Source organism: Stenotrophomonas sp. NPDC077421 (genome assembly GCF_049545505.1).
In the GTDB taxonomy this organism is placed as follows: Bacteria; Pseudomonadota; Gammaproteobacteria; order Xanthomonadales; family Xanthomonadaceae; genus Stenotrophomonas; species Stenotrophomonas nematodicola.
Genome location: NZ_JBMWDP010000001.1, coordinates 244045 through 266359, shown reverse-complemented (window position 1 = coordinate 266359; position 22315 = coordinate 244045). Strand labels below are relative to the sequence as shown.

Sequence of the window (22315 nt, the reverse complement as noted above, 5' to 3'; positions counted from 1 at the left end):
CGTCACGATGACCACGACAGGGAATGTCGACCGCCGCGCCCCCCGCCCCTGGCTGGGTGCGGCGCTGACGGTACTGCTGGCCGGCTGTGGTGATGCCACGCCGGCCGATCCGGGCAAACCGGCGCGTCGGCTCGACAGCCACGCAGCGGCCACACCGGCGCCTGCCGAGCCGGTCGACGACGATCAACGCCTGCTCGCCTTCCTGCACGACCGCTACGGCCCCAAGGCCACGCTGGACACGGCGTGGAAGGACCAGTGGGACGACCCCGACCAGGACGCCACGCGCCCGGTGGAGCGTCGCCTGTGCGCCCGGCAGACGGTGGCAGTGACCGGGCAGCCGCATCATCTCGTGGCGGTCTGCCAGACCCTCGAAGACGCGGCCAGCGTCGAACCGGGACGGATCGACCTGTACGTCCTGCGCGATGGCGAGGCGGCGCCTGGTACCGCTTCCCGCCCGCTGGTGCGGGTGGCCGAGCACCTGTTGATGTACTCGGGCATGCGCGGCATGCCCGGCACCGTGGCGATCGATACGCTGGGGCCCGAGCGGCCGGCGTTCCGCATCACCGATGGCTGGTACGGGCAGGGCTATTCGCTGGTATCGCGCACCTACGTCGCCCTGCACGACACCCGCCTCACCCCGGTCGCCAGCTTCCGCGACCACATCGACAACGACAGCGCGTACGACTGCGACGAAGACCCGACCGCCTGCGGCAACCGGCTGTTCAACATCGATTTCAGCGTGACGGCGGACATGCAGGCACTGCAGGACGGCTACGCGGCGCTGGATGTGCGTGGCCAGGGACCCGAATGCACCGGCCCCACCGACGAGCACTACCGCCTGGTGTACGACCCGGCCAAAGGCGCCTACCCGATCCCGGACGCGTTGCTGCGCGAACACTGCCGCGAGTAGGTACTACGCTGCAGGGCAGCGCCCTCTCCTGATGACGTCACCATGACCATGACAACAACCGGCATCCACCGCACTGCTCCACCCGCCTGCATCGCGCTGGCGGTGGCCCTGCTGGCCGGGTGCGGCAAGGAGGTGCCGGCCGTGCAGGAAACGGCGAAACCCCGGCTGGATACCACCGCCCCGATCGTGGAGACGGTGATGGCCGGCGGCGATGCCGACGCGCGCCTGCTGACCTTCCTGCACCAGCGCTATGGCGCCAGGGCGCGCCTGGACGGCGCCTGGAAGGACCGCTGGGAAGACACCGAGGTGGTGGCGATGCGGCCGGTGGAGCGCGCGGTCTGCGCCCGCCACAACGTGACGGTCGATGACCAGGCCCACACCCTGCTGGCGGTCTGCCAGACCATCGAGGATGCGGCGACCGTCGAACCGGGACGGGTCGACCTGTTCGTACTGCGCGACGGCGAGCGCGGCGTCGCCGGCGACAGCCAGCCGTGGCCGCTGCTGGTGGTGGACCAGCGCCTGCAGGTCAACGCCGGCAGCGATGGCGTTCCCGGTACGGTGCAGGTCGCAACGCTGGGGCCGCAGCGCCCCGCCTTCCACCTCACCCAGCGCTGGAATGGCCGCGGCGGTTCGCTGGTCGACCGCAGCTACGTCGCCCTGCACAGCAACCGCCTGCGCGAGGTGGCCCGCTACCGCGACCATCTCGACAACCTGACCCGCTACGACTGCGACAGCGATCCGGACGACTGCGACGGCACGGTCTTCAACATCGACTTCAACACGACGGTGGAGCAGCAGGCGCCCGTGGACGGCTACTGGCCGATCACCGTGCGTGGCCGCGGCCAGGACTGCGCCGGGGCGGCGCATGAGTTCCACCAGTTGATGTTCGACCCGGCAACGCGGGCCTACCAGGTGCCCGAGGCGCTGCAGCGGAACGACTGCGGCGGCAGCTGACCGGCGCGTGTCCGGGCGACCGTGCCATGCACCCGGCACCGGCACCGCGTAAAATCGCCGGTCTGCCCCCCCTTACGCGAGAAGTGCATTGAAGATCCTGGTCATCGGCGCTGGCGGCCGTGAACACGCCCTGGCCTGGAAGCTGGCCCAGTCGACGAAGGTGACCGAAGTGCTGGTCGCCCCCGGCAATGCCGGTACCGCCACCGAAACCAAGTGCCGCAACGTGCCGGTCAAGGTCACCGACCTGGACGGCCTGCTCGCGCTGGCCGCCGCCGAGGGCGTGGCGCTGACCGTGGTCGGCCCCGAAGTACCGCTCGTGGCCGGCGTGGTCGACCGCTTCCGCGCGGCGGGTCACCGCATCTTCGGGCCCACCGCCGCCGCCGCGCAGCTGGAAGGCAGCAAGGCGTACGCCAAGGACTTCCTGGCCCGCCACGGCATTCCGACCTCCTTCTATGCGGTGCACACCGAGGTGGAGCCGGCCCTGGCCTATCTCCGCGAAAAGGGCGCGCCGATCGTGGTCAAGGCCGACGGCTTGGCCGCCGGCAAGGGCGTGATCGTGGCGATGACCCTGGCCGAGGCCGAAGACGCGGTGCGCGACATGCTCTCGGGCAACGCCTTCGGCGATGCCGGTGCCCGCGTGGTGATCGAGGAGTTCCTCGATGGCGAGGAAGCCAGCTTCATCTCGATGGTGGACGGCCGCACCGCATTGCCGATGGCCACCTCGCAGGACCACAAGCGCGTGGGCGACGGCGATACCGGCCCGAACACCGGCGGCATGGGTGCCTATTCGCCGGCACCGGTGGTCACCGACGAGGTGCATGCGCGGGTGATGCGCGAGGTGGTCAACCCGACCGTACAGGGCATGATCACCGACGGCATTCCGTTCACCGGCTTCCTCTATGCCGGGCTGATGATCGATGCCGGCGGCGCGCCGAAGGTGATCGAATTCAACGTCCGCTTCGGCGATCCGGAAACGCAGCCGGTGATGCTGCGCCTGCAGTCGGACCTGGTGGATCTGGTCGAAGCGGCCATCGATGCGCGCCTGGACGCCGTGCAGGCCCAGTGGGACCCGCGCCCGTCGCTGGGCGTGGTGATGGCGGCTGCGCCCTACCCCGAGGCACCGATCACCGGCGATGTGATCCACGGGCTGGATCAGGTGCCTTCGACGGCCAAGGTGTTCCATGCCGGCACGACGCTTGACGCGCAGGGCCAGGTGCTCAGCGCGGGCGGCCGGGTGCTCTGCGTGGCGGCGCTGGGCGACAGCGTGGGCGACGCGCAGGCCAATGCCTACGCAGGTGTGGCGGCGGTGACGTGGGCCAACGAGTTCCATCGCAACGACATCGGCTGGCGCGCCGTGGTGCGCGAACGCGGTTGAGGCGCTCTGCGCTTTGATGCTGGAAAGGCCAGTACACAAAAAAGCCCGGCATTGGCCGGGCTTTTCAATGCAACACCGTGCAGCCCGCGTTACGCGGTAAACAGCGCCTTCATCTTCTTCAGCGCGTTTGCTTCGACCTGACGGATACGTTCGGCGGAAACGCCGTATTCGTCAGCCAGTTCCTGCAGCGTCACCTTGCTGTCCGCGTCCAGCCAGCGACGGCGGATGATGTCGCGCGAACGTGCATCCAGCTCGGCCAGGCCTTCGCGCAGCAGCTGCAGCTGGTTGTCTTCGCTGTCGGCGCGCTCGTAGGCCATCGACGGATCTTCGTCATTGGCCATCAGATACGCGGCCGGCGACGGCGGCGCATGGTCGTCGTCGTCATCGCTGGACGCGTCGAAACCGATGTCGCGACCGGACAGGCGCGATTCCATTTCCAGCACTTCGCGCTCGGACACGTTCAGGTCCTTGGCGACCGCGCTGACTTCGGCCGCGTTCATCCAGCCCAGGCGCGTCTTGGACTTGCGCAGGTTGAAGAACAGCTTGCGCTGCGCCTTGGTCGTGGCGACCTTGACGATGCGCCAGTTCTTCAGGATGAACTCGTGCATTTCCGCACGGATCCAGTGCACCGCGAAGGACACCAGGCGCACGCCCATGTCCGGGTCGAAGCGCTTCACCGCCTTCATCAGGCCGATGTTGCCTTCCTGGATCAGGTCGCCCAGCGCCAGGCCGTAGCCGTTGTAGCCACGGGCCACGTGCACCACGAAGCGTAGATGGGAATGGACCAGCTCGCGCGCGGCGTCCAGGTCCTGCTCGTCGCGGAAGCGGCGGGCCAGGTCCTGCTCGTCATCGACCGACAGCACCGGAATCTGGTGCACGGCACCGATGTAGGCGTCCAGCGAACCGAGCGCACTGGGAATCGGGAGATTGTTTGCCACAAGGGCAGTAGACATGTTCTGGCTCATAAGGGGCATCTTAGCAGTCGGAAACTTGGACTGCTAAAGGAGAAAGAAGTTCCAGCGTTCCGTTCATGCAACGATGGCACCGATAACCCGGATAACGTACCGCGAAATGATGACAGTGGCGAGTGGCATCGAATCAACAGAATATTGCTTTTATTTCAACACGTTGCCATGAAAACACCGGCGAACGGCGTCGTTTTTGCCTGAACGACCCGCGGGACCACGCCCATTCATCTGAAAAAAGGTTGCCCATCGTTCATCAACCGCCGGGCAGTGACCGGGGCGACCCGAGGACGGCACCGACCTGCCATTGGCCGCATCGCCTGCCCCTGATCCGGCGCGCTGCGCAGGAACCCGGGAGTCTGTCGTTGTGGCGTCGCATGCCCATGCGCAAACGCCAGGTGGCGCTCGCGATCATCGAAATGCTGAACGACTGGCTCAGTCCAGCCCGAGCTGCGCGCGCGGCGGCAGCGACCAGTCGATGGCACCGTGCCCGCGCCGGCGCAGGTACTCGTTGGCAGCCGAGAAATGCCGGCAGCCGAGGAAGCCACGGTGGGCCGACAGCGGCGAGGGGTGCGGTGCCTTGAGCACGCGGTGCCGGCCCGTGTCGATCACCTTGCCCTTCTGTTGCGCGTAGGCGCCCCACAGCACGAACACCAGACCCTCGCGCTCGCGGTTGAGCGTCTCCACCACATGGTCGGTGAAACCTTCCCAGCCACGTCGCTGGTGGGCGCCGGCATGGCCCTCCTCCACCGTCAGCACGGCGTTGAGCAGCAGCACGCCACGCTGCGCCCACGGCAGCAGGCAGCCGTGGTCCGGACGCGGCAGGCCGAGATCGGCCTCGATTTCCTTGTAGATGTTCAGCAGCGACGGCGGCACCGGCACCCCCGGCATTACCGAGAAGCTCAGGCCGTGCGCCTGCCCGGCGCCGTGGTACGGGTCCTGGCCGAGGATGACCACCTTGACCTGCTCGAACGGCGTGGCGTCAAACGCGGCGAAGATCTGCGGGCCGGGCGGGAACACCCGTGCCCCGGCGGCCTTGCGCTGGCGCAGGAAGCCGGACAGCTCGCGCATCTCCGGTCGCAGCAGCCACTCCCCGACCCGCGCCTTCCAGCTCGGCTCGAGCTGGATGCTCGGTTGTACGTCGTCGTTCATCGCACCAGGGGTTTTTCGTTGAGTCGGGCCAGCCGCAGCTGGAACAGCACCTTGGTGATCAGCAGCCGTTCTTCGATCGGCTTCTGCACCAGGTCGTTGGCACCGGCCTGGAGCAGGCCGGACTGGTTGAGCGGATTGCCATCGCCGGTCATCACCAGCACCGGCAGGCGGCGCTTGCCGTAGCCAAAGTCCACCCGCACGCGCTGCACCACATCGCGCCCGCTCAGTTCGCCCTTGAGGGTCACGTCGGTCAGCACCAGGTCGATGCGGTGGCTGCTGCGGCCCAGCGATTCGGCGGTGAGCAGCGCAAAGGCTTCCTCGGCGGTCAGCACGTGCAGTACGTTCAGGCCCTGCCGTTCCAGCATGCGCTTGGTCGCCTCGGCGACCACCCGGCTGTCTTCCACGTACAGGATCGTCGCGCCGGGAATCGTCTCCGGCTGCACGTAGCCACGGATGAAAGTGGCCAAGGCCTCATGGCCCAACGCCTTGTCGAAATAGTCGGTGACGTACTCGGTGAAGCGGCGCTGTTCCAGGTGCTGCTGCGCGTCACCGGACACCACGATCACCGGCACGTAGGCCTGGCCCGCGGTTTCGCGTACCAGCCGCGCCAGTGCCAGCCCATCGCCGTCGCTGAGCGTCAGCGAGGTGGTGACCAGACTGACCGGGCCGGCTGCCAATGCCGCGCGCGCCTCTTCGATGCTGGCGCAGCCCACCACGTCCACCGCCGGCAGCTCGCGCTGCAGCACATCGGCGATCAGTTTGCGGACCAGCTTGGAGCCGTCGACGACCATCACGCGCGGTGCGTCGTCGACCAGGTGCTTCAGGGCTTGCGGGCGCATGCGGGCCTCAGGTTTCGGTCGGACGGGTCTGGCGCAGGAAATGCCCCGTCACCAGCCACGCGCCCAGCCAGCCCAGCACCACGGTGCCGGCCAGCACGAGCGAAGAATGCAACAGGTCCAGCCCATGCAGCACAAACGGGCTGCCGTAGCTCTGCGACAGCGCGCTCAGCGGCGGGCGCAACGCCAGCCCGGCCACGCCGATCAGGCCGAGCGCGATCGCACCGGCGCCCAGGCCGTACCACGCGCCCAGGTACAGGAACGGGCGGCGGATGAAACCATCGCTGGCGCCCAGCAGCTGCAGCACGCCGATCTCGTCGCGGCGCGCCTGGATGTCCAGCCGCACCGTGTTGCCGACCACCAGCGCCGCGCCCAGCCCCAGCAGCACCGACAGCACCTGCACCAGGCGGGTGCCGAAGCCCAGCCACGCATCCAGGCGTTTGCGCCACAGCGCGTCGTGCTGCACCAGGTCGGCCTGCGGCAGCCCTTCCAGCGACTGCGCCAGTCGCGCGTCATCGGCGCCTGCCACCGGCGTCACGATCAGCAGCGTCGGCAGCGGATTGTCGTTGAGCGCGTCGATGGCCTCGCCCAGCCCGGCGCTGTCGCGCAGCTCGGCGAGGCCATCGGCCGGGGTGCGCAGCGCCACGGCCGACACATCGGCGCGCCCGCGCAGCGACTCGGCCACCTGGCTGGCGCCGGCGGCATCCACGGACGTCTTCAGGAACAGATTGATGTCGCGCGACTGCTGCACGCTGCCGGCGAAGTGCTTGAGGTTGTCCAGCGCGATCGACAGGCCCAGCGGCAGTGCCAGGGCGAGCGCCATGACCATCACCGTGAGCAGCGTCGCCCACGGCTTGCGCCAGGCGCGGCCCAGGCTGAACACCACGCTGTGGCCGTGGTGATGCAGCCACACGCCGAGGCGCGACGGTGCCGCGGCTTCTTTGTTGGTCGGTGCGCTCATTCGGCCAGGTCCTGCGGTGAGATGTCGTCGATCAGCCGACCGTGGTCCAGGATCAGCACGCGCTTGCGCATGTGCCGCAGCAGGGCCAGATCGTGGCTGACCACCAGCACGCTGGTGCCGCGTTCGGGCAACTCGGCGAACAACGCCATGATTTCCGCAGCGAGGGTGGGATCGAGGTTGCCGGTCGGTTCGTCGGCGACCAGCAGCTTGGGCTCGCCAACGATGGCACGGGCAATGCCGACGCGCTGCTGCTCACCGGCCGACAGCTGCGACGGCAGCGCCTTCTCGCGATGGCCCAGGCCCATGCGTTCGAGCACCGAGCGCACCCGCTTGCCGATCTCGGCACGGCGTGTACCGCGCAGGATCAGCGGCAGCGCGACGTTCTCGGCGATGCTGCGGTCCATCAGCAGGCGGTGGTCCTGGTAGACCGCGCCCACCTCGCGGCGGTGCCGCGGGATGTTGCCGCCGCGCACCTTGAGCAGGTTGCGTTCGTCGAACAGCACCGCGCCGCGGCTGGGCCGCTCGTCAAGGTGGATCAACTTCAGCAGCGTGCTCTTGCCCGCACCGGAGTGACCGGTAACGAACAGCATCTCGCCGGGGGCGACATCGAAGCTGACGTCCACCAGTGCCTGGTGGCCGCCGGCATATTGTTTGCTGACATTGTCAAAACGCAGGACGCTCATCCCCTGATTATGCAGGACGAGGATGGCAGCGTGCAGGTGGGGGTAGAGGTCGGGAGCGCCGGCCAGTGGCCGGCCCTGTCACCGTCGCCGGGGCTTACGACCCCGACAGCATCCGGCGGATCTTGCGACCAATGCGGGTCAGGAACGACGCGCCCGCATCAGCGGCCGGTGCGGATGCGCGCATCGGCTTGGCAGTCACCTGCACCGGGGTCACCGGCTGGGCGGCGCCGCCTTCGGCAGTCCCTTCCACCGGGCGGCCATGACGGCGGCGACGGCGCTTGCGCGGTGCGCGCTCGCCTTCGACCGCCGGGCTGGTCGCCGCCGACGGGCCATCGGCCTGGACCGGGGCCTGCGCCGGACGCGGCGCGGCGGACACGCCCTCGGCGGCCGGCTGCTCGCCTTCCACACGCGGCTTGCGTTCGCGGCGCGGCTTGCCATCGGCACTGCGCTCGCCCGGACCGCGGCGTTCGCCACGGCCACCGGACGGCTTGCCGCCGCGGCTGCTGCCACCGCCACGGCGCTGCTCTTCGGCGGCACGCGCTTCGCGCGCCTCGCGGAAGATCTGGCCGACGCTTTCATTCTCGTCGCCGTCCGCTTCGCCCTCGGGCAGCGGTGCGCGTTCCGGACGCGGCAGGGCGGTCAGGATCTCGCTGGTGACCGCTTCAACCGGAATCTTCTGCTCGATATAGGCTTCGATGTCCGGCAGGCCCATCGCGTAGCGCTCGCAGGCGAAGCTGATCGCATCGCCTTCCTCGCCCAGGCGGGCGGTACGGCCGATGCGGTGCACGTAGTCTTCCGCGTCGAAGGGCAGATCGTAGTTGTAGACGTACTTGATGCCGTCGATGTGCAGGCCGCGCGCGGCCACATCGGTGGCCACCAGAATTTCCAGCTGACCCTTCTGGAAGCGGTTGAGCAGGCTCTCGCGCTTCTTCTGCGGCACGTCGCCGGACAGCACGCCGACGCGGTAGCCGGCGCGCTCCAGCGAACGCGCCACGCGCTCGACGAACACCTTGGTGTTGACGAAGACCATCGTGCGCGCGCCTTCGCTGCGCGAGAGCAGGCCCAGCAGCAGCGGAATCTTCTCTTCGTCGGCCGGGAAGTAGATGCGCTGGCGCACGCGCGCGGCGGTGATCGACTCGCTTTCCACCACCAGCTTCTGCGGCTCGTTCATGTGCTCATAGGCCAGTTCCAGCACGCGGTGGCTGAGCGTGGCGCTGAACAGCAGGGTCTGGCGCGTGGTGCGCTCGGGCATCCGGCGCAGCAGGAAGCGGATGTCCTTGATGAAGCCCAGGTCGAACATGCGGTCTGCTTCGTCGAGCACGCAGATTTCGCAGGCGTGCAGCGAGACCACCTTGTGCTGCTTGACGTAGTCGATCAGGCGGCCCGGGGTGGCGATGATCACGTCCACGCCCTGCTGCAGGATCTCGCGCTGCTTGTCGTAATCCACGCCGCCGTAGACCAGCGCGAAGCGCAGGCCCAGGTCCGAACCGAACTTGACCGCATCCTTGTGGATCTGGATGGCCAGCTCACGGGTCGGCGCCAGGATCAGCGCGCGGGGGTCTTCCGGCTTGCGGTCGGCCAGCGCCGGGCGGGTCAGCAGGCGGTTGACCACCGCGACCAGGAACGCCAGGGTCTTGCCGGTACCGGTCTGGGCCTGGCCGGCGACATCGCCACCGGGCAGAGCCACCGGCAGGGTCAGTGCCTGGATCGGGGTGCAGCGGGTGAAACCAGCGCCTTCAAGGCCAGCCTGCAGGGCCGGGTGCAGCTCGAAGGAGGAGAAGGTCAAATCGGTCAGCGGTTTGTCGCTCATGAGTCCGTCTTGGTAAGGCCAGCCGGCAGAGGTGCGGCTGGCTTGCAGCATTCTTGGAGGGCACCGTCGCCATTGCGGCCCCTGCGCCGGGAGGTGGCGGGGCCGGACCGGGGGTCCTGGGGCGCCGCACAATGGCGCAGTTTAGCGCAATGTCGGCGCCAAACCGGGCTCAACCGTCGCAGGCGCCTGCGAGACGCCAGAAAGGACACCGCCTTCATCGCCCCTGACGCCAGTTGAACAAGCCCCCCGGTGGGGGCTGGAAGGCGCCCTCCCGGCCCGCATATCTGAGAGGCCAGCCCCGGCAGAGTGAGATGACAGTCACGGGATGCTTCTTTCCAACCCGCGCCTGTCGGCTCGCGACGATAGGGGTACACTGCCCGCCGTGCGCGTCCAGGCAACCGGCCTGACGCACCGCTGGCCGCCCACGCGGCCACGAGGCAGCAGACGGGGAAGGCGCCCACCAGGCGTCGTCCAGGTTCAACCTCCTCCGGCCTGGCCGGGTGCATTTCCAGACGAGAAACCAAGATGAGCGACAAGGTTGTACATGTCGGCGACGCCGACTTCGATAGCACCGTGCTGAATTCCAAGGAGCCGGTCCTGGTCGATTTCTGGGCCGAGTGGTGTGGTCCCTGCAAGATGATCGCCCCCGCCCTGGACGAACTGGCCGACGCCTACAACGGCCGCGCCAAGATCGCCAAGGTCAATGTGGACCAGAACCGTGCGCTGGCCGCCAAGTACCACGTGCGCTCGATTCCGATGCTGCTGGTGTTCAAGGACGGCGAAGTCCAGGCCCAGCAGATCGGCGCGGTCGGCAAGGCCCAGCTGGCCGGCATGCTCGACAAGGCCCTGGCCTGATCGCAGCAGGCAGCCGGTCGAGCCGGCTGCCCCGCGGGCCCGTCGCCCGCATGAATGACCCTGCCCCACCCGGCTTGCGCGCCGCCGCGAGCCGGTGTTAGTGTCGGCATATCCGGCCGCATTCGCGCGCCGCATCTTCTGGACGCGGTTTCTTCCAGATCCTTTCCCAACGTTCGCCGCCCTGCCGGGCGCTCGCACCTTCTAGCGAGGAATCCAGCACTTGTCCGATATCACTACTTCCGAACCCGGGAGCGCTGACGCGCCCGCCGAGAAGCGCGTGCGCAAGCCGCGTGTTGCCAAGGCCGCCACCGCGACCGACGCCGGTTCCCCCCCCGCACAACCCGTCCTGCCCCTGGCTGCCGCGCCTGACGCGCCGGCGCCGGCCGCTGCCGCTCCGGCAGCCCCGCAGGCATCGGCCCCGGCAGCGTCTGCCGGTGGCGACGCATCGCCCGCGCAGGGCGGTGGTCAGCAGGACACCGGCGACGGTGGCCAGCGCAATCAGAATGGCCGCCACCAGAACCAGCAGGGCGGGCAGAACCCGTACCAGCAGGGTCAGGGTCAGAACCAGGGCCAGAACCAGGGCCACGGTCAGGGCCAAGGCCAAGGCAACCGCCGCGACCGTTTCCGCAATCGCCGCGACCGCAACCGCGGTGGCGATCGCTACAACGATGACGGCATGCCGCAGGACAACAACGAACCGCAGCAGCCGTTCGTGCGCAGCCAGCAGGCCAACGTGCCCGAAGGCTTCCCGGTCTACTCGCTGAGCGACCTCAAGCGCATGCCGGCGCAGAAGCTGCTGGAGATTGCCGAGCAGCTGCAGATCTCCGAAGGCGTGGCACGTGCCCGCAAGCAGGACGTGATCTTCGCCCTGCTGAAGGTGCTGACCCGCCACGGCGACGGCGTTGCCGCCGACGGCGTGCTGGAAATCCTGCCGGACGGCTTTGGTTTCCTGCGTGCCGCCGAAGCCAGCTATCTGGCCGGCCCGGATGACACCTACATCTCGCCCAGCCAGATCCGCCGCTTCAACCTGCGCACCGGCGACCACCTGTCCGGCCGCATCCGCTTCCCGAAGGACGGCGAACGCTACTTCGCGCTGTCGATCGTGGACACCATCAACGGTGAGCCGCTGGAAGCGTCCAAGAACAAGGTGCTGTTCGAGAACCTGACTCCCCTGTTCCCGCGCAAGCGCTTTACCCTGGAACGCGGCAACGGGTCGTCCGAAGACATCACCGGCCGCATCATGGATCTGATGGCGCCGCAGGGCAAAGGCCAGCGCGCGCTGATCGTCTCCCCGCCCAAGGCCGGCAAGACGATGCTGATGCAGCAGGTGGCCACGGCGATCACCACCAACCATCCGGACGTGCACATGATCGTGCTGCTCATCGACGAGCGTCCGGAAGAAGTAACTGAAATGCAGCGCACCGTGCGCGGCGAAGTCATCAGCTCCACCTTCGACGAACCGGCCGCGCGCCACGTCCAGGTTGCCGAAATGGTGATCGAACGGGCCAAGCGCCTGGTCGAGCACAAGAAGGACGTGGTGATCCTGCTCGACTCCATCACCCGCCTGGCACGCGCCTACAACAACGTGGTGCCCAGCTCCGGCAAAGTGCTCACCGGTGGTGTGGACGCCAACGCCCTGCACCGCCCGAAGCGCTTCTTCGGTGCCGCGCGCAACGTCGAGGAAGGCGGCAGCCTGACCATCATCGCCACGGCGCTGGTGGACACCGGCAGCAAGATGGACGAAGTGATCTACGAAGAGTTCAAGGGCACCGGCAACAGCGAAGTGCACCTGAACCGTCGTATCGCCGAAAAGCGCGTGTACCCGGCAATCGACATCAACCGCTCGGGCACCCGCCGCGAAGACCTGCTCATCGAACCGGAGCTGCTGCAGAAGATCTGGATCCTGCGCAAGCTGCTGCACCCGATGGACGAAATCGCCGCGATGGAGTTCCTGCTCGACAAGATGAAGAACACCAAGTCCAACGACGAGTTCTTCGGTTCGATGAAGCGCTGATCCGCGTTTCGGACGAACAGAAAAGGCCCCGCATCGCGGGGCCTTTTTTATTGGCGTCTTCAACGGCACCGCGACCACTACCCGGTAGTGCCGGCCGCCGGCCGGCTCCCGGCGTCTCCTGTGTCTCAGTCAACTTATGAGATGCCCACCAGCGTTGCGCTTGAACAGCACCCAGCGGCGACTTCGCCTATCGGACCTCGCCCGGCACTTCGATTGACCACACGGCATCGCCATCGACCTCATACCGCAGAATCGAGAACGCTGGTTGACGCAGAACGACCGAGCGCGTCGCACCTTCCGGCAAGCTCACCCGACGGGAGGGCAGGGATGCGCGAAAAGGCACATCGCCCGCAGGCAAGGCCCAGAACGTATCGCCAGCGCGGCCTACGACGACATGAACACGCCCGGCGAGATCGTTCACCTGATAGTAGGAAATTCCATCTCGTTCGAACCCGTACACCACCCAGTTCGGATCATGGCTCATGCTGATTGCCGAGGGATGCGTCTGCCCCAATCCGTGCGCCGCCAACTTCATTCCATGATCGTCGCTGAGCTGTGCATTCCCCTGCATCGGTATTGACGACAATGCAAGCATCGACATTGCACAGTAGATTTTAATGGACTTCACCTCACCCTCCTGATTCGAACGGCGACAGCGCCACCAAGCATCGTATGCATGCGTATCCCGCAAGACATTAGGAATGCTACGAAACACCAGACAGGACGGCGGATCACGACACACCAGGCTTGAAGCCGCATGAATCATCCAGCGCGCACTTTCGTCATATTCCGATAACCCGCCTCACGGATTGCGCATACGGTGGTAAGCCGACACTGCCTGGACTCGCGCCGGAAGCGTGAGGCCGAGCGCAATGAGAAGGAGGAGCGAATGCGACTGGAGCGGTGGAAGGATGCCTGTGAACTCAGCTTTCGCATCTACCCATTTGGGTTCGCCGTAGCGCTGATGTACGCACTCGCGTACTGGGCCGCGCGAGAAGTGTCTGTAGACCAGTTCTTTCTCCCTGCAGGCGTCCGTATAGCAGCACTTTTAATCTGTCCGTACAGGTATTGGCCCTACCTGCTTTTGGGCGAATATTGCTACTTCGCGTCCGCGCGCTACTCCATGATCGAAAAGTACGGCATGGCATGGGTCGTGCTTGGATCTGCTCTGTTGATGCCGACCGTGATGGGAATCGTCCACCTGCATCGCAAGCTGATGAGCTCAAAGACCGACATATGGCTGATCTCTGTCGCAGCCGCCTCAACGATGGCTGTCACATCACTCAATCTTGGCATCTCACATGCCCTATGGCCTTCCCCGCCCGTCACGGATCTTGACACCAAGCTGACACGTTTCCTCGTCGGTGACTTCATCGGGATCCTGACCATCGCCCCGCTTGCCTTGCTGTGGAGCAAGCGGCATAGCGAATCACAGACCGAATCAACATTGATGAGCGGACACGTGCTTCTGACCTCCGCCTGTCTCATCCTGATGATCATGCTGGGCCTTCTTGCGCACCTTATCCCCCTTGATTCGGCGGCGGCGAAGACGGATCTGCTGCTGTTGATGGCACTTCCTGCCGTCGCATTGACCTGCATGCATGGCTGGCGGGGCGCCGCCATCAGCGTCCCACTCTGGAGCGTAATTGTGCGCCTGACGATGCCGTCCACAGGTGTAGCAGAATCATTTGATCCAGCAGCATTCTCCGTGCAACAGAATCTGGCGGTGGTGGGTATCGCACTTCTGGCTGTCGGATCATGCCTGTCTTACTACTACCGTCGGTATCGGTCCACCGATCAGGACGGCAGAAACGCCGCCTCGCTGGCACGCATCACGCACATCGCCACCGAGATGGATCTACGCACACGTGCGCTCGATATCAGAAAGCTGGGCGACGGTCTGGAGCACTCGCTGGACGACCTTTCAGACTGGCTCGACATGCAGGGCCATCAGGACCTCGCCAGCAGTCTCCGCAGTGTATCGGCAGTGCATTCACGAAAGTTCCGCGAGCAGATCACGATGGTGTATCCCACGTCGCTGGAGCATGTCGGTCTGTATCTGGCACTGCAGACCGGCGGGATCCACGAGGCATGGAAGAACACCGATCGGCTGATGCTGCACCGGCTTGGCGGTGATCCGTGCCAGCTGAGCATCGGCCTTCAGCTGGCGACGTACCGGAGCATCGCCGAGGCCGTCTCACTGCTGCTGCAGCACGAGCCCGGTCAGATCCACATCAGCGCGCGATGCGGCAGGTTCCGGCGCGACCGGGGCATTCTGGTGGCCGTGGCACTGCTGGACACCCGGCGCCATCTGTCAGATGTCACCATGACCCTCGCGCTTGAGCGCCTCACCGGCCGCACGCTGGCCTACGGGGGAACCGTACAATGCCGCCGCAACCGCGTCCGGATATTGCTGCTGGAGCCGCGGCCCGACGTGGAGACGGCGCGGCATTTCAGATTCCCGGTGCACGGCACCGCGACCACTACCCGGTAGTGCCGGCCGCCGGCCGGCTCCCGGCAATGCACGGGACCTTACGGGCAGCGCACCGCCCCGGCCGCCTTGGCCGCATCCACCGATACCCGCACCTGGGTGAAGGCCGCGGCGAACGGCCTGTCCGCACTCACCACCCACGGCGCTTCCACCGCGCCCAGGTCCACGCCCTGTCTGGCGAAGCAGGCCAGTGGCACGGTGACGGTCTGCTTCTGCCCCGGTGACATCCGGGCCAGGACCGGTGCGATATCCACGCCGCCTTCGCAGCCGGTGCCGCACTGCATGGTCACCTTCACCGCTGACGTCGGGCGCTGCACCAGCTGCACGTCGAACTGCAGCGCGCCGTCGGTACGCGCCAGCGCGCCGAGATTGCGGCGCGACGTGCTGCGTGCGATCAGCTGCGCCGGGGCCAGCCAGGTCACCTCCCTGGCGTCCTGCTGGGTGTTCACCTGCACGCCTCTCACATGCCCCCGGCCTCCAAGGATACTTCGCTCATTCTGGCTCGGGAACGGCGCATCCACGTAGGGCGTGGGTCTACCGGCAGATCTCGCGCGGGTCCAGGCCGAGGTCGCGACAGACGCGGTCGTGCACGCGCCTAGCGCCGCGCCGGTTGGAGCTGATGACATACAACCACACGGGCAACGGCGCGATGAAATCGTCCCAGACATCCGATTGCAGACTGCCACCCAGTACCTGCAACAGCAACCGTGCCTCGTCATCCGCGCCTAGGAAATACGCTGCCAGGGCGAACGACTCCAGACAGATGGCGTGATAGCTGTCGATCTGCCCGTCCGCGATCTCACGCACACGCACATCCAAGGTCCCGGGCGTGGCATCGGCCCATTTCATGATGGCGTTGCGTATCCAATCCGCGCCTGCATCCTCGGCCAGATGCCGCCGGATCATTCCTGCGTCGTAGATATCCTCGGACGCGGTGAACGCATCATCCAGAACCGCCTGTGCGGCCACGACAAGTGCGCAGCTGCCGGCAGGCGCGTTCTGCACGACCCAGCCGGCGAACCGGACATGTTCACCATGCTCCCCTCCCCACCGCGACAGCGTGCCACGCGCATACTGACGGATGGTGGGGCCGTGGAAGCCACTGGTCGCCAGCACCTGATTCAGCCATTCGATCCGCCTTCCCTCGCCCACACCGGCCACCACGTCGCAGTGGATCAGCCCAGCCAGTGCCATCGGATCGGCAGGGTTCTGTTCGACGATACGGACAAACTTTTCATGAGCCTTCGCCATGATCTTCGGATACCGGCGCCGACGCAGGAAAGGAATGGCGTTTACGAAGGTTTCCCCGCGCACTGCCCAGGCGTCGTTTACATCGCCGTAGGCAGCAATCAATTGTGGATGGCAGGACGCGGGGATGGCGTCTGACCATGCCTGCAGCCATCCACGCGGATAGCGGGGCAATGCCAGGCGCCACACGAGGTGCTCGTAGGTTTCAGCCGGCAGTGTTGCTACCCAAGCGTCGAGCGAGGCAAATTCGCCGTTCTTGAGCGCGCCCAGCGCCCGCGAAAGATGTGGTTCGATGAAGTGCGGCCGGTGCGTCGCACAGGGACTGATCCGCAGGGTCTGGAGAAGGCGTCGCATGATCGATGACTTTGGACAAAGTCATCCATCCTCCTTGCACGGGCCGTCCTTGGACATGCAACAAGTTGCAGAGTGTACGAGCGACACGCCGGGCATGGCCCGGCGCTACCTTCGGTTACGGGCAGGCCACCGCGCCTTCGGCGGTGGCCGTGTTGGCCGTGAGCCTGACCTGGGTGAAGGCCGCGGCGAACGGCGTGTCGGCGCTGACCACAAACGGTGCTTCCACCGCGCCCACGTCCACGCCGTGCTTTGCAAAGCAGGCCAATGGCACGGTCACCGTCTGCTTCTGCCCGGGCGCCAGCGCGACCAGCTGCGGGGCGATGTCCACGCCGCCTTCGCAGCCGCTGCCACACTGCATGGTCACCTTCACCGCTGACGTCGGGCGCTGCACCAGCTGCACGTCGAACTGCAGCGCGCCGTCGGTACGCGCCAGCGCGCCGAGATTGCGGCGCGAGCTGCTGCGTGCGACCAGCTGTGCGGGAGCCAGCCAGGTCACCTCCTTGGCGTCCTGCTGGGTGTTCACCTGCACGGTGCGCACCTGGACCACCGGCGCGGTCGTGGGCCAACGCAGGGTGGCATTGAGGTCGTTGCCGAGCGGCTGGGTGGCGCCGGCAGCGGCCACGTGCAGTGCGAACGGCGGAGTATCGGCACGGTTGAAGACCGGCAGCGTGGTGACCGCGCCGCAGTTGTCCGGGTTGGCTTCGGGCAGGCGGCCCACGCTGCCCGGTGCCGCATAGCGCAGGCCATAGCCGAGCGCGAACAGCGGCGGACGCTTGGGGTCGGGCTGGTCGATCGGCGCCGGACACGGGACACCCGGCCACGGGAAGCTCAGGCGGCCGCGGAAATCCTGCGCGGGCCTGCCGTCCCTGCCGGCGACCAGCACATCGGTGATGCCCTTGCCCTCGGTGCCCGGCAGCCACGCTGCCACGAACGCCTGCGACAGGTTGAGCAGGTCGTTGGTGTACATCGGCCGCCCGGAGAAGTACACCGTGACCACCGGCTTGCCGGTCGCCTGCGCGGCACGCAGCACCGCCAGGTCCTGCGGATAGGTACGGCTGTGGCTGACGCTGTCCGAATGCAGGATGTCGCCGTTGGTTTCGGCGTAGGGCGTCTCGCCGACCACGGCCACCACCACGTCGAACTGTCCCGCATCGACGCCGGCGCCATCGGCGCTGTAGGTCACCTGCCGCGCCCCCAGTTCCGCGCGCAGCGCCCCCAGCACCGAGTCGGCCTGCGGGTAATCGGCATTGGTGTTGTCGGTGCCCTGCCACGTCAGCGACCAGCCGCCGGCCTGGTCGGACAGGCTGTCGGCACTCTTGCCGACCACCAGCACCCGCGCATCGCGGCGCAGCGGCAGCACGCTGCTCTCGTTCTTCAGCAGAACCAGCGACTCGCGCACGGCGCGCCGGGCCAGGTCGCGATGCAGCACCGCCTTGCTGTCGCCAGCGTAACGGCTGTCGGAAGGTGCGTGGTTGAACAGGCCGGCACGCAGCTTGACCCGCAGGATGCGGGCAACCGCATCATCGATGCGCGCCATCGGGATCTCGCAGCTTTCCACCTGGGCGATGGTGTTGGCGATGAAAGCCTTCCAGTCATCGGGCACCATCACCATATCGATGCCGGCATTGATCGCCTGCGCACAGCTGTCGTTGCGGCAGCCGGGCACCTGGGCGATGCCGTTCCAGTCGGACACCACGAAGCCGTCGAAGCCCATTTTGTGCTTCAGCGCATCGGTCAGCAGTGCCTTGCTGCCGTGCATCTTGCCGTAATCCATGCCGGCGGTGCGGTCGTTCCAGCTGTTGAACGAGGCCATCACCGTCTGCACGCCCTCGCCCAGCGCACCGTAGTAGCCCTGGCCGTGCACGTTGATCATCGCGGCCTTGCCGACCAGCGCCTCGCCCTGGTCGCGGCCGTGCTCGGTGGCGCCATCGCCGATGTAGTGCTTGGCGGTGGCCACCACGTTGCCGTCGTCGGCAAAGCGGCCCTGCGCGCCCCTGACGTAGGCCCGCGCATACTCGCGCACGCGCGCCGGATCGGACGAGAAGCTCTCGTAGGTGCGGCCCCAGCGCGGGTCGTGGGCCACGGCCAGGGTCGGTGCAAATACCCAGTCGATGCCCGTCGCGCGGGTGGCGCGCGCGGTCGCCTCGCCGATGCGCTCGATCAGTTCGGCATCACCGGCCGCACCGAGGCCGATGTTGTGCGGGAACAGCGTGGCGCCGTAGACGTTGTTGTGCCCGTGCACCGCATCGGTGCCCCAGATCACCGGGATGGGGGTCTTCGCATCCGTGGCCAGCGACGCTGCGCGGTAGGCATCGGCAAGACGCAGCCAGTCCGCCACCGAGGCATGCTTGTCCATGCCCGGCCACGAGCCGCCGCCGTTGAGCACCGAGCCGATGTAGTACTGCCGCACCTGCTCGGGGCTGATCGTCTTGATCTCGGGCTGGGTCATCTGCCCGATCTTCTGCGCCAGCGTCATCTGCGCGAGGATCTGCTGGACCCGTGCTTCGAGGGCCGGGTCCGGCACGATCGCGCTGGTCACACGCGGCCAATCCTTCAGCGTTTCACCCCTGGCAGGAGCGGCCAGCGCCGGGCTGGCCAGGGCCAGCAGCAGGCAGGTGCCGAGCAGGGTCTTGGTGGGGCTGTTCACGACATCTACCTCCAGTGGGAATGGCTCGAGATCGGTATGGGCACCGCCGTCACCGACGACCACGCGCGGTGCGCGTTGTCGTCGTTGCAGTGGAATCGTGCGGGTCAGCGCCCCTGTCTGACAGCGCTGTCATACAAAGCCGCGGCAACGCTGTCAACCGCCCGCGACGCGTTGCGCAGGGCCGCGCCTGCAGTGACGGGGATCGCGGTCCACCGTGCATGTTCCTCGCCCGCCCGGGGTGCTGCATTGCCGCACGGATTGACGGGGGCGCCAAACACCATCGCGTCGTGGCAACATCCGCCTGCATCAGCAACACGGTGGTCGCCCCGGCGCACTACCATCGGCATCCGTCGACCCGCCCCCCAACAGGATCTCCCGCACCATGCGTAGTCGTATCGAGGATGTCGCCGCGGTTGCGGGCGTTTCGATCAAGACCGTGTCCCGCGTGCTCAACAACGAGCCGAACGTGCGCGTGGAAACACGTGACCGCGTGCTGGCGGCCGTCGCGCGGCTGGGCTACAAGCCCAATCTGTCGGCACGCAGCCTGGCGGGGCAGCGCTCGTATGCGCTGGCGCTGGTCTACAACAATCCGTCGCGCAACTACCTGATGGAGATCCAGAACGGCATGCTGGAGGCGTGCCACGCCCATCACTACAACCTGATCCTGGGGCCGGTCGGCACCGGCCGGACGACCCTGCCCGACCTGGCCGCGCTGTTCGAGAACTCGCGACCGGATGGCGTGGTGCTGATCCCGCCGCTGACCGACGACGCGGTGGTGCTGTCCTATCTGGAAGAGCACGAGATTCCCTTCACCAGCATCGCACCGCGCCACCCGGACGGCCGCATCGGCGTGCGCATGGACGAAACCACCGCCGTGGTCGAGCTGATCGGCCATCTGGTCGCACAGGGCCATCGGCGCATCGCGCACATCAAAGGGCCGCGCGCGCATGGCGCCTGCCAGTGGCGGCATGCCGGCTATCGCAAGGCGCTCAAGGATGCCGGCATCGCCTACGACCCCACGCTGGTGGTGAATGGCGAGTTCTCGTTCGAGTCCGGCGTGGTGGCGGCCAATGCGCTGCTTGATCTGGACCCGCCGCCCACCGCGATCTTCGCCGCCAACGACGACATGGCCGCTGCGGTATTCCGTGTGGCCGGCCAGCGCGGCCTGCGCATTCCGCGCGACCTGTCGGTCTGCGGCTTCGACGACACGCCCATCGCTGGTCACATCTACCCGGCATTGACCACCGTGCGGCAGCCGACCTCGGCGATGGGCCAGCTCGCCACCGAACAGCTCATCGAACGCATCCGCTCGCCCGAAGGCGGCCGCATGGTCACGGTGGACCATGCGGTGCTGATCCGCGAATCGACCCGTGCGCCGCGACGGCGCTGAGCGGGATCACGCGGTGAGCCGCGACCCACGCCAGGCGTAGAACAGGATGTACAGGTAGCACAGCAGCGGCAGCAGGAACGACAGCTGCAGGCCGTGGTGGTCGGCCACCCAGCCCACCGCGAGCGGCACCACCGCGCCGCCCACGATGGCCATCACCAGCAGGCTCGACCCCTGACCGGTCAATGCACCCAGGCGCGCGATGGCCAGCGCGAAGATGGTCGGGAACATGATCGAGTTGAACAGACCGATGCTCACCACCGCCCACTTGGCCAGCCCGCCGCCGGCCAGCATGGTGACTCCCAGCAGCCCCATCACCACGAGCGCGAACAGCCCCAGCAGGCGGCGCGGATCGATCTGCGCCAGCAGCACCGTGCCTACCAGCCGCCCGACCAGCGCACCGCCCCAGTACAGCGACACGTAACGGGTGGCTTCCTGCTCGGTCAGCCCTTCGCCGATGCCGGGCATGGACAGGAAGTTGACCAGCACGCTGCCGATGGAGACTTCGGCGCCGACGTAGAAGAAGATCGCCAGCACGCCGTAGCGCAGGTGCGGATGGCGCAGCGCATCGCGCAGCCGGCCCTGGCCCGCCCCCTCCTCCACACCGGGAATGGTGGGCAGTCGGAACATCCAGATGGCGGCGGCCAGGACGAACAGCGCCACCGCCAGCCCGAAGTACGGCACCTGCACTGACTGCGCCTCGGCAACGCGGTAGGCCAGTGCTTCGGCCTGCGGCAGCAGCGCCAGCTGCGCGTCGGTGCGCGGCTCGGCCGACAGGATCAGCAGCCCGCCAAACAGCGGCGCCAGCGTGGTGCCCAGCGCGTTCATCGATTGCGCCAGGGTCAGCCGGCTGGAACTGGTGCGTTCCGGGCCCAGCAGCGCCACGTACGGATTGGCCGCTACCTGCAGCACCGTGATGCCCGTGGCCAGGACGAACAGCGCCCCCAGGAACAGACCGTAGACGTGGGCATGCGCAGCCGGCCAGAACAGCAGGGCGCCCAGCCCGGCAATGGCCAGGCCAGCCACAATGCCGCGCTTGTAGCCGACGGCGGCCACCAGGCGGCCGGCTGGCAGCGACATCAGGAAATACGCACCGAAGAAGGTGAACTGCACCAGCATCGCCTGCACCCAGGTCAGCGCGAAGGCGGCCTTGAGGTGCGGGATCAGGATGTCATTGAGGCAGGTGAGGAAACCCCACATGAAGAAGATGGCGGTCACGACCGCCAGTGCTACGCCATTGCGTTGCACATGTTGCCCACGAACGGCAGCAGAAGTGTCCATTGCATGTCCTTCCAGGTTGGGAACGCCGGCCACGCGGCGGCCACACATGGAACATGGTCCGGTCAAGGATGTCCAGCGCTGTCAGACAACCGGTCAGTCATCCGGCCGGACGTGCGATCAGCGGTCTGCGCGTGCCCCGCGCAGTTTCATTCTGCACTGCACCACAATCCGCTCCCGTTGAATCCAGCGCGACACGTCCTGCGAAATATGCAGCTATCGGCCTGCACTGCCATGTTTTACGCCCTTGCGTCGCGCTGAATGCAGCAAGCCCGGGAGCGGCACGGATGCGGCCGGCGGTGCGGCGGATGCGTCCGTTTGTTGACAACGCTGTCAACCGTGGCTCCAATCCGGCCGGGTGTGCCGTTGAACCGTGCAAGACGCCGTCAGACCGC

At 67.0% G+C, this 22315-nt stretch carries 18 protein-coding genes; 7 read left to right on the top strand and 11 right to left on the bottom strand.

Features of this window, described 5'->3' with window-relative positions; genetic code table 11:
- Positions 1 to 7: 7 nt before the first annotated feature.
- From ACPEH1_RS01175 to purD, 3 genes are all read left to right on the top strand, one after another.
- Positions 8 to 910, top strand: a complete 903-nt coding sequence (locus ACPEH1_RS01175; protein ID WP_017354638.1) for a hypothetical protein — start codon at positions 8 to 10, stop codon at positions 908 to 910.
- A 42-nt stretch (positions 911 to 952) separates the two neighbouring features.
- The gene (locus ACPEH1_RS01170; protein ID WP_423715089.1) at positions 953 to 1864 is read left to right on the top strand and encodes a hypothetical protein; all 912 of its coding nucleotides are present in this window, start codon (positions 953 to 955) and stop codon (positions 1862 to 1864) included.
- Positions 1865 to 1952: 88 nt separating this feature from the next.
- Positions 1953 to 3239: a phosphoribosylamine--glycine ligase gene (gene purD / locus ACPEH1_RS01165; protein ID WP_423715088.1), complete on the top strand. Its 1287-nt coding sequence runs from the start codon at positions 1953 to 1955 to the stop codon at positions 3237 to 3239.
- Between the two features lie 89 nt (positions 3240 to 3328).
- Here purD and rpoH read toward each other — a convergent pair whose 3' ends face one another.
- The 6 genes from rpoH to rhlB all read right to left on the bottom strand — a co-directional run bounded on the left by rpoH (position 3329) and on the right by rhlB (position 9646).
- Positions 3329 to 4204, bottom strand: a complete 876-nt coding sequence (gene rpoH / locus ACPEH1_RS01160; protein WP_017354635.1) for an RNA polymerase sigma factor RpoH — start codon at positions 4202 to 4204, stop codon at positions 3329 to 3331.
- Positions 4205 to 4639: 435 nt separating this feature from the next.
- Positions 4640 to 5356 (bottom strand): uracil-DNA glycosylase, encoded by a 717-nt coding sequence (ung, locus tag ACPEH1_RS01155; protein WP_313241589.1) that lies wholly within the window; start codon positions 5354 to 5356, stop codon positions 4640 to 4642.
- Positions 5353 to 6195: a response regulator gene (locus ACPEH1_RS01150; RefSeq protein WP_017354633.1), complete on the bottom strand. Its 843-nt coding sequence runs from the start codon at positions 6193 to 6195 to the stop codon at positions 5353 to 5355. The genes ung and ACPEH1_RS01150 overlap by 4 nt, the downstream gene beginning before the upstream one ends.
- Positions 6196 to 6202: 7 nt before the next feature.
- Positions 6203 to 7153 carry a permease-like cell division protein FtsX gene (gene ftsX / locus ACPEH1_RS01145; RefSeq protein WP_136004569.1) on the bottom strand — a complete coding sequence of 317 codons (951 nt, stop codon included), beginning with the start codon at positions 7151 to 7153 and terminating at the stop codon, positions 6203 to 6205.
- Positions 7150 to 7836, bottom strand: a complete 687-nt coding sequence (ftsE, locus tag ACPEH1_RS01140) for a cell division ATP-binding protein FtsE (RefSeq protein ID WP_017354631.1) — start codon at positions 7834 to 7836, stop codon at positions 7150 to 7152. The genes ftsX and ftsE overlap by 4 nt, the downstream gene beginning before the upstream one ends.
- Positions 7837 to 7930: 94 nt before the next feature.
- Positions 7931 to 9646, bottom strand: coding sequence for an ATP-dependent RNA helicase RhlB (rhlB, locus tag ACPEH1_RS01135; RefSeq protein ID WP_423715087.1), 1716 nt, complete (start codon positions 9644 to 9646; stop codon positions 7931 to 7933).
- A 525-nt stretch (positions 9647 to 10171) separates the two neighbouring features.
- On the opposite strand from rhlB, the gene trxA reads away from it, so the two are divergent.
- Both trxA and rho read left to right on the top strand, forming a co-directional pair.
- Positions 10172 to 10501 carry a thioredoxin TrxA gene (gene trxA / locus ACPEH1_RS01130; RefSeq protein ID WP_136004572.1) on the top strand — a complete coding sequence of 110 codons (330 nt, stop codon included), beginning with the start codon at positions 10172 to 10174 and terminating at the stop codon, positions 10499 to 10501.
- Between the two features lie 220 nt (positions 10502 to 10721).
- Positions 10722 to 12515: a transcription termination factor Rho gene (rho, locus tag ACPEH1_RS01125; RefSeq protein ID WP_262071269.1), complete on the top strand. Its 1794-nt coding sequence runs from the start codon at positions 10722 to 10724 to the stop codon at positions 12513 to 12515.
- A 187-nt stretch (positions 12516 to 12702) separates the two neighbouring features.
- On the opposite strand, the gene ACPEH1_RS01120 is transcribed toward rho, so the two are convergent.
- Complete coding sequence (locus ACPEH1_RS01120) at positions 12703 to 13143, bottom strand: hypothetical protein (RefSeq protein ID WP_423715086.1); 441 nt, start codon at positions 13141 to 13143, stop codon at positions 12703 to 12705.
- A gap of 261 nt (positions 13144 to 13404) precedes the next feature.
- Here ACPEH1_RS01120 and ACPEH1_RS01115 point away from each other — a divergent pair, with 261 nt between their 5' ends.
- Entirely contained in the window at positions 13405 to 15009 is a 1605-nt protein-coding gene (locus ACPEH1_RS01115) for an MASE1 domain-containing protein (protein WP_423715085.1), read from the top strand.
- Positions 15010 to 15047: 38 nt separating this feature from the next.
- Here the strand turns inward: ACPEH1_RS01115 and ACPEH1_RS01110 are convergent, their stop codons facing one another.
- The 3 genes from ACPEH1_RS01110 to ACPEH1_RS01100 form a co-directional block, all read right to left on the bottom strand.
- Positions 15048 to 15461 carry a putative glycoside hydrolase gene (locus ACPEH1_RS01110; RefSeq protein WP_423715083.1) on the bottom strand — a complete coding sequence of 138 codons (414 nt, stop codon included), beginning with the start codon at positions 15459 to 15461 and terminating at the stop codon, positions 15048 to 15050.
- A 79-nt stretch (positions 15462 to 15540) separates the two neighbouring features.
- On the bottom strand, positions 15541 to 16608 hold the full coding sequence (locus ACPEH1_RS01105) for a hypothetical protein (protein ID WP_423715082.1): 1068 nt from the start codon (positions 16606 to 16608) through the stop codon (positions 15541 to 15543).
- A 115-nt stretch (positions 16609 to 16723) separates the two neighbouring features.
- Entirely contained in the window at positions 16724 to 19255 is a 2532-nt protein-coding gene (locus tag ACPEH1_RS01100; RefSeq protein ID WP_423715081.1) for a glycoside hydrolase family 3 N-terminal domain-containing protein, read from the bottom strand.
- A 382-nt stretch (positions 19256 to 19637) separates the two neighbouring features.
- Here ACPEH1_RS01100 and ACPEH1_RS01095 point away from each other — a divergent pair, with 382 nt between their 5' ends.
- Entirely contained in the window at positions 19638 to 20645 is a 1008-nt protein-coding gene (locus tag ACPEH1_RS01095) for a LacI family DNA-binding transcriptional regulator (protein WP_017354587.1), read from the top strand.
- Between the two features lie 6 nt (positions 20646 to 20651).
- Here the strand turns inward: ACPEH1_RS01095 and ACPEH1_RS01090 are convergent, their stop codons facing one another.
- On the bottom strand, positions 20652 to 21923 hold the full coding sequence (locus tag ACPEH1_RS01090) for a sugar MFS transporter (protein ID WP_051008551.1): 1272 nt from the start codon (positions 21921 to 21923) through the stop codon (positions 20652 to 20654).
- Between the last annotated feature and the right edge of the window lie 392 nt (positions 21924 to 22315).

Excerpts from the sequence above, each read along its gene's own strand:
- trxA (WP_136004572.1), top strand. The coding sequence starts at position 10,172 with ATGAGCGACAAGGTTGTACATGTCGGCGACGCCGACTTCGATAGCACC.
- ftsX (WP_136004569.1), bottom strand. The coding sequence starts at position 7,153 with ATGAGCGCACCGACCAACAAAGAAGCCGCGGCACCGTCGCGCCTCGGC.
- ACPEH1_RS01175 (WP_017354638.1), top strand. The coding sequence starts at position 8 with ATGACCACGACAGGGAATGTCGACCGCCGCGCCCCCCGCCCCTGGCTG.
- ftsE (WP_017354631.1), bottom strand. The coding sequence starts at position 7,836 with ATGAGCGTCCTGCGTTTTGACAATGTCAGCAAACAATATGCCGGCGGC.
- ACPEH1_RS01105 (WP_423715082.1), bottom strand. The coding sequence starts at position 16,608 with ATGCGACGCCTTCTCCAGACCCTGCGGATCAGTCCCTGTGCGACGCAC.
- ACPEH1_RS01095 (WP_017354587.1), top strand. The coding sequence starts at position 19,638 with ATGCGTAGTCGTATCGAGGATGTCGCCGCGGTTGCGGGCGTTTCGATC.
- rhlB (WP_423715087.1), bottom strand. The coding sequence starts at position 9,646 with ATGAGCGACAAACCGCTGACCGATTTGACCTTCTCCTCCTTCGAGCTG.
- ACPEH1_RS01150 (WP_017354633.1), bottom strand. The coding sequence starts at position 6,195 with ATGCGCCCGCAAGCCCTGAAGCACCTGGTCGACGACGCACCGCGCGTG.
- rpoH (WP_017354635.1), bottom strand. The coding sequence starts at position 4,204 with ATGAGCCAGAACATGTCTACTGCCCTTGTGGCAAACAATCTCCCGATT.
- ACPEH1_RS01115 (WP_423715085.1), top strand. The coding sequence starts at position 13,405 with ATGCGACTGGAGCGGTGGAAGGATGCCTGTGAACTCAGCTTTCGCATC.
- ACPEH1_RS01170 (WP_423715089.1), top strand. The coding sequence starts at position 953 with ATGACCATGACAACAACCGGCATCCACCGCACTGCTCCACCCGCCTGC.
- ung (WP_313241589.1), bottom strand. The coding sequence starts at position 5,356 with ATGAACGACGACGTACAACCGAGCATCCAGCTCGAGCCGAGCTGGAAG.
- ACPEH1_RS01090 (WP_051008551.1), bottom strand. The coding sequence starts at position 21,923 with ATGGACACTTCTGCTGCCGTTCGTGGGCAACATGTGCAACGCAATGGC.